The 7,588-nt window shown below is 37.7% G+C and carries 4 protein-coding genes and 1 rRNA gene; all 5 read right to left on the bottom strand.

The annotated features are described in order from the left end of the window. Positions 1-18 precede the first annotated feature (18 nt). The 5 genes from mfd to rrf all read right to left on the bottom strand — a co-directional run bounded on the left by mfd (position 19) and on the right by rrf (position 7,578). Positions 19-3,456 carry a transcription-repair coupling factor gene (mfd, locus tag DPV97_RS08800; RefSeq protein WP_070712710.1) on the bottom strand — a complete coding sequence of 1,146 codons (3,438 nt, stop codon included), beginning with the start codon at positions 3,454-3,456 and terminating at the stop codon, positions 19-21. Positions 3,457-3,574: 118 nt separating this feature from the next. After that, positions 3,575-3,748 (bottom strand): DUF5363 family protein, encoded by a 174-nt coding sequence (locus DPV97_RS09595; protein WP_014065161.1) that lies wholly within the window; start codon positions 3,746-3,748, stop codon positions 3,575-3,577. Next, entirely contained in the window at positions 3,745-5,589 is a 1,845-nt protein-coding gene (locus tag DPV97_RS08805) for a tRNA(Met) cytidine acetyltransferase TmcA (protein ID WP_070712702.1), read from the bottom strand. The genes DPV97_RS09595 and DPV97_RS08805 overlap by 4 nt, the downstream gene beginning before the upstream one ends. A gap of 3 nt (positions 5,590-5,592) precedes the next feature. Continuing rightward, positions 5,593-7,359 (bottom strand): ATP-binding protein, encoded by a 1,767-nt coding sequence (locus DPV97_RS08810; RefSeq protein WP_070712704.1) that lies wholly within the window; start codon positions 7,357-7,359, stop codon positions 5,593-5,595. A gap of 103 nt (positions 7,360-7,462) precedes the next feature. Then, positions 7,463-7,578, bottom strand: a 5S ribosomal RNA gene (gene rrf, locus DPV97_RS08815). Between the last annotated feature and the right edge of the window lie 10 nt (positions 7,579-7,588).

A 7,588-nucleotide genomic window follows, 5' to 3' on the forward strand; every position in this document is an offset into this window, starting at 1 on the left:
AGCCTTTTTATTTACTTGCTACTCAGTAAGCGTCTTCACCAAATCCATCACAAATTCTAGCCGCTCTTTGTTTTCTGGAAGTGCTTTCACAAACTTAAATTTTAATGGACCATCAAAGCGATAAACAATTGGATTTTGTTGAATTAATTTGATGAATTTTTCTGGGTCAACTTTTGCCGAAGGTGAAAATTCAATAAAGCCGCCTTGAGCCCCTGCATCGATTTTCAGTACTTTTAATGGTTTCACCATTAAACGCATTTCAGCAATTTGTAAAAGATTTTTAGTTGCTTCAGGTAATAGGCCAAAGCGATCGATTAATTCAACTTTTAATTCATCTAACTCTTGTTTACTTTCCGCTGCTGCAATGCGTTTATAGAACGACAAACGCATATTCACATCACCAAGATAGTCATCTGGTAATAAAGCTGGAACACGTAGCTCAATTTCAGCTTGCTGATGTGTAATCTCTTCTAATGAAGGTTCTCTTCCCTCTTTTAAGGCTTTAACTGCCGCATCAAGTAATTCCATATAAAGTGAAAAACCGATGCTCTCAATTTGTCCACTTTGCTCATTCCCCAATAATTCACCTGCACCGCGAATTTCTAAATCGTGCGTCGCAAGAATGAAACCTGCACCTAAGTTATCTAAACTTTCTAATGCCTCTAAACGACGTTTTGCATCTTTCGTCATTAACTTCGGCGGCGGTGTAAGCAAATAAGCATAAGCTTGGTGATGAGAACGCCCTACTCGACCACGCAACTGGTGAAGCTGTGCTAAACCAAAATTATCTGCACGTTCAATGATGATCGTATTTGCCGTTGGTACGTCAATCCCTGTTTCAATAATGGTGGAACAGACTAATACGTTATAACGTTGATGATAAAAATCACTCATCACACGCTCAAGTTCTCGTTCTCGCATTTGACCATGACCAATGACGACTCTAGCTTCCGGTACAAGTGCGGTCAGTTTTTCAGCCGTATTTTCAATACTCGCCACATCATTATGCAAATAATAAACTTGCCCACCACGTAAAATCTCACGCAGAATCGCTTCACGAATAATTAAATCATCTTTCTGACGAACAAACGTTTTTATACTCACTCGACGAGCCGGTGGTGTCGCAATAATAGAAAGATCGCGAATACCATTCATCGCCATATTCAAAGTACGAGGAATTGGCGTTGCGGTAAGCGTTAAAATATCAATATTCACTCGAAGTTGTTTAATTTTCTCTTTCTGTCCCACACCAAAGCGATGTTCTTCATCAATGATGAGTAAGCCAAGATCAGAAAACTTCACATCGGATTGAATCAATTTATGGGTTCCAATCAGAATATCGACTTTCCCCTCAGCTAAATTTTCTAAGATTTGTTTTTGCTCTTTGGCTGTTTTAAAGCGAGAAAGCACTTCCACATTAACTGGAAGATTAGCAAAACGATCTTTAAAATTCTCGTAATGCTGTTGAGCTAACAAGGTTGTTGGAACCAATACGGCGACTTGTTTATGGTTCATGACCGCCAAAAATGCGGCGCGCATCGCCACTTCCGTCTTCCCAAAACCCACATCACCACAAACCAAACGATCCATCGCCTTGGGTTGGCACATATCCGAAATGACGGCATTAATCGCCATGGCTTGATCGTGTGTTTCTTCAAACGGGAAGGTTACAGCAAACTGCTGGAACTCCTCACGATCATATTTAAACTCAAAGCCTTTTTTCACTTCTCGTTGAGCATATACATCAAGTAATTCAGCGGCCACATCACGAATTTTTTCTGCGGCTTTTTGACGCGTTTTCGCCCACGATTCATTACCTAATTTATGTAATGGTGCGGTTTCATCTGAGCCACCGACATAGCGACTAATTAAATGAAGAGAACCAACAGGCACATAAAGTTTGGACTCATTTGCATAATTGATCAGCAAATATTCCGCTTTTAAACCGCCCGTATCAAGCGTAACCAAACCACCATAACGTCCAACACCATGATCTAAATGTACAACCGGCTGCCCAATTTTTAATTCAGCCAGATTACGCACTAGGGTATCTGGATTGACCGCCTTGCGTTTATCACGCTGACGTTGCTGTACTCGCTCGCCTAAAATTTCATGTTCAGTAATAACGGCGAGTTTAGCCTCATCAAGAATAAATCCTTGCTCAAGACGACTTACCCACAGATTAAACTTATCTTGATTGGCTTCAGATAAGGTTTTAATTTGTTTTGGTTTAATTTTTAATGGTGAAAGTAAATCCAGTAAAGTTTCACGTCGTCCTTCAGTTTCCACTGAAAATAAAACATTTCCTTTAAAATGCTCAATAAACTGACGAAGTTGGGATAACGGTTCTTTTTGCTGTGATTGAATGGTCACTGCTGGTAATGCGGACACTGATAAATTTTTCTGACGAACAGATGACCGCACTTTTTCTGCTTTAAAATTAATTTTAGGATAATTTTTTAATGCATGATTTACCGCATCAATGCTTAGCCACAAACGTTCTGGCGGCAAAAGAGGGCGCATTGGATCAACTTTGCGATGCTCATAACGCTGTTTAGCATCAAGATAAAAACGTTCACCTTGTGCTTGATTTGTTTCCATATCCACAAACAACGTTTTTTCTGGCAAGTAATCAAACAACGTAGCCATTTCATCAAAGAATAGCGGCTGCCAATATTCAATCCCTGAGATTAGAGTGCCTTTACTGATTTGCTGATAAATATGTTCTGGATCACGACGAATTTCACCAAAGGTTTCTCTAAATTGTGTACGGAAAAATTCAATGCCTTTCTCATCAGTTGGAAATTCGTGTGCAGGTAATAAATTAATAGATTGAATTTCATCTAACGTTCGCTGCGTATCGACATCAAAAGTACGAATCGAATCAATTTCATCATCAAAAAAATCTAAGCGAAATGGAACCGCACTTCCCATTGGGAAAAGATCTAAAAGTGATCCGCGCATAGTATATTCACCATGTTCTAGTACTTGCTCGACAGAACGATATCCTGCTGACTCTAATTGTAATCGCAATTTATCAATGACAAGACGGTCACCTTTTTTAATCAGAAGGACATTGTGCTGTAGATATTTCGGCGGGCACACACGTTGCATTAATGTGCTAATCGGTAAAACAAAGATACCTTTTTTAGTATTTTGCAAATGAAATAGCGCACTTAAACGTGAAGAAATAATTTCTTGATGAGGAGAAAAAGAATCATAAGGCAAGGTTTCCCAATCAGGGAAAAACTGAATGGGCTGAGAAGTTAAATCCGGTAAAACTTGTGATAAACGAACCGCACTTTTGGTATCCGGTGCCACAACCACAGTCAATCCATTGTATTGCTCTGCAATTTCACTAACAGCAAGTGCATCTGCACTCGCCAATACATTGCCAAGAATTTTATGATCATTGGGCTGAGTCGGAATATCAAAATTAAAATAGGTTGTTTTCATAAGTGCGGTCAATTTTTATCTCATTTTTGCGTGAATAGCTGATTAGTTTAACAAATTCACTCTAGTTTTCAATATTTATCTGTATAAAAAAACAGGGCTTGATTAACCCTGTTTTCTTTTATTTTTTGAGTGGTTCTAGTGGTTTCTCTTTTTTTACCTTACCATCATCATCAAATTCAATGCGTGGCATACAACCTCGACAACTACCTTTATCTAAACCAAGTTCACTGCAAAATTTATTGTATTCATCTACCGCTTTACGGAACCAACCTTTTTTTTCTTGTTCGCTCATCTTGCCTCCTTTTTTAATTTTTGTGCAATCTCCGAACGTAATAATTTTAACCCATTTTTCTTATTATAGGGTACCTGTTTTGTGATGAAATAATCTCTCATTAAAGGGCAATCTTTTTCATCTAAATTCATTAAAAATCGACGAATTGCCGGCAAAGCGGAAGCTAAAGTGCGGTGAAAATAAGCAAAATTTTTCAAGCTTAGCCAATCTTCGTCAATCAATTCCCAATCAACTGGTGCGGTATTAAATTCCTGAGCGAGGGGATGGAAAGACAAAGGCATATTCCGTTGAAAAGATTGCGTTGCGTCTTTTTCTAATTCAATCCCTTCTGCAGAAAGCCCTTTTAGAGCAATAGCAGAATAACAACCACTACTCGTCTCTAAATGCTCGCCTAAATGAACAAGAGAAAAACCACATTTCTGCCAAAATTGAGCCAGTTCTTTGGTATAACCAAAACTCACCGATAAATAATCCACATCGGCATTTTGTGTGATGTATTCAATAAGTTGTGTACCAACACCGTGCTGCTGCCACATAGGCTGAACCGCAATTCTCGAAATACGTAAAGAATGCAATTCACAAGCCTTTTGTTGTTGAGCATGAAAACAAAGTGCTTGCGGGACAAGATTACCTTTAGGGCGTCTAATGCCCAGATTAATGGTCTCTATAATCGATGAATCTTCAATCCCGCCTTCTTTTAATGCCCAAACTGCACCTAGTAAATTTCGCTCACTTTCAGCGGTAAAAAAACACTGTGAATTGGCATCAAACAATCGCCGTAGATCTACTGGTGATGTACGATAATGAGCTAATGTCATCAAGCCATAGAATTGAGGCAATGAAGAAAGTATTTCCTCTTGTGAGCGTTCAGTGATTTGGCATATTTTACTTTTGTCGTATGGCGTTTGTTTAAAGTCATCCTCTACATTCAATAATAAAAGCTCATCAATAAACGCCTCTAAAACATCATCTTTAGACCAACGTAGCGGTTCAATAAGCTCAAAGTCAGAAAAAGTGCGGTTAATTTTTTGCTTAAATTTAAGCTCAAAACCTCGCCCGGTTCCCTCATAACTATGGATGGTAGTCATAAATAGAATATGTTTAAAATGGTGGGAAAAAGCGCTCAGTTGAGCAATTGGCAACATTGCCGCCTCATCAACAGAAAGCCAAGCATTTTCAGAAAAAGAAGGATCATTTTGCAAAGCAAGGAAAAGCTCATCTGGTGCAATAAAGATAATCTCTTTTTGTGAAAATTCAGCCAAAATTTTAACCGCACTTTTATTCGGTGCTGTGAGGTAAATTTTAGTATCCAGTTGATTCGCTAATAAGCCAGCTAGAGCTGATTTCCCTCTTCCTCGCTTGGCTGTAAGAAAGTAAAGTTCAGATTCTTTTTGTAAGATTTGCTCAATGATTTTCTGCTGATCTAAGGTCGCGTTATGATTTACAAATAATTGCTGAAAAGCGCGGTCAAATTTTAAATCATTTTGATGATAAAGGACGGGAAAACCATATTTAAGAATACAATACTTAAAATATGTCATAAATCTTGGCGTAGCAATTGCCTTAATCGAACCGGACCAACGAAGACTATCTTCATCTATTTGAGAATGAATCTCCTCCCAATTTGATAGCAAGATAATTAAGGCGCCATTCATTTTCAATGTACCTGCCGCAATAGCAAGCGCCTCTAAATGGATACCTTTCCGTGCATCAAACAAGATCGTCTCAAACTCTTGCCCAAGAAGATTTTGAATTTTAGAAAACTCATTAATGATCAAGGTATTTGCCGGTAAATTAGACGGCATATTCTCACTGACTAAAATTTGAAAATGACGTGTCATGAATTACTTTTCTAAATACGCTTCTAATTCAGATAAATTTTGAGGCCATTCATTACTGAGTTGCTTTATCCATGAAGCAATATCGGATGTCCAATTTGGTAATGAGATATCTTGAGCCTGTTTTGCGATATTTTGAACATTAACAAGTCCTACTGATGCAGCTGCACCTTTAATTTTATGTGCGACATCTGACACTGTTTGTTGCATATCTGAGTTTGCAAGATAATCCTCATACGCTGTTTCTAATTCATCTAAATAAATCGGCATCCATTGTTTGAATAACTCTACATTAGCTTTAGCTTGTGATTTTCCAATTAACTCAATAAGTGAAATATTGATGCCTTCCTGAACTTGAGGGATCTCTTCTTCATCAGAGGTAGTCTCGATGTCATCCCCTAAAAAGGTTTTAAAGCACTGACGCAATTCTGTCAAAGAAAGAGGTTTACGTAGCACACCATCCATACCCTGCTTTTGATATTCTTCTTCACTGTGCATCACATTTGCCGTAAAAGCAATTAAAGGTGGGAGAAAATCATAAATCCCTTCTTCGTAGTTTTTACGTAGATAGTATGCAATATCAAAGCCTGACATATCTGGTAACTTAATATCAAGAAAAAGAATATCATAAGTATTTTTCTCAAATAATCGGATCGCCTGTTCACCATTCATGGCAACATCAACATAATGCCCCTGCTTTTCAAGGATACTTTTGGCCACAACTACATTCAATTCAACATCTTCAACTAATAAAATAGAAAGATGCTGCATGGCTGTTTCAGCATTCATATCATTAGCTTGAGCTTTATCCGCAATAATTGTTAAATAAAAAGTAGAACCTTTATCCAACTCACTTTCAACAGTTAAATCCCCCTGCATTAACTGCGCAAGATTTTTAGAAATTGCAAGACCGATGCCACTTCCTGCTGAACGATGAATATTATCTTTGACCTGATAATACATGGTAAAAATCTTATCTAATTCATAAGGTGCAATACCTGCTCCCGTATCAGCAACACTAAATTGGTACTGATTATCTTGAATTTTCTGTACTGTTAGGATAACTTTACCTTTGTCAGTAAATTTCACTGCATTACTAATTAGATTCCAAAGAATTTGGCTGATGCGAGCACGATCGAGATAAAGCCAATTAGGTAAATTCTCATCCTGTCTTAAAGAGAATTTTAGTCCCTTTTGTTCTGCCATTAAGGTACCAAAATTATAGAAATCATTAAGTAGTGAATGAAAATCACAAGGCTGAATATTTAATTCAATGCGTTTAGAGTCAATCTTATCTAGATCAATAATATCACTAAAAATATGCCCTAAACTGATCGCACTTAGATTAATGGTATTGAGATAATTTTGTTGCTGTTCTGTTAATTTATCATCTAATAAAATTCGACTTAAACCAATGATTCCATTTAATGGGGTACGTAACTCATGGCTAATGGTAGCCAGTAAGGTACTTTTATCCCGATTATTTTTTTCTAATCGAGCAAGTGTTTTAGATAACTCTAGACGAGAACGTTCTAGTCGTTCAACAAGTAGCGTAAAAAAATAAATAACAAAAGGAGCAGTAAATAAACCAAAAGTAATTGAGCGAATAATGTCACTCCAGTGAATACCGTCACTAAGAAGCGTACTTAATAGGATTTGTATACAGATAGCTAAAATCGCAAGAATAGCGATACCAAGTAAAGAGAAGCGAACTCGACCTAATCGAATAACCCAATCAACATAACGTTGAGCAAAATATCTAAAGTTTTTCATTATTTATATTGAGAAATAAAAATTGAGATCATTCTATATAATTTTTAATAAAAATCCATAAACAAAAACCCCAAGCCATTCAGCTCGGGGTTCTACATTCAGTACCTGGCGGTGTCCTACTCTCACATGGGGAAGCCCCACACTACCATCGGCGCATCGGCGTTTCACTTCTGAGTTCGGTATGGGGTCAGGTGGGACCACCGCTCTATCGCCGCCAGGATTATTCCTT

Source organism: Haemophilus parainfluenzae (assembly GCF_003253005.1).
In the GTDB taxonomy this organism is placed as follows: Bacteria; Pseudomonadota; Gammaproteobacteria; order Enterobacterales; family Pasteurellaceae; genus Haemophilus_D; species Haemophilus_D parainfluenzae_M.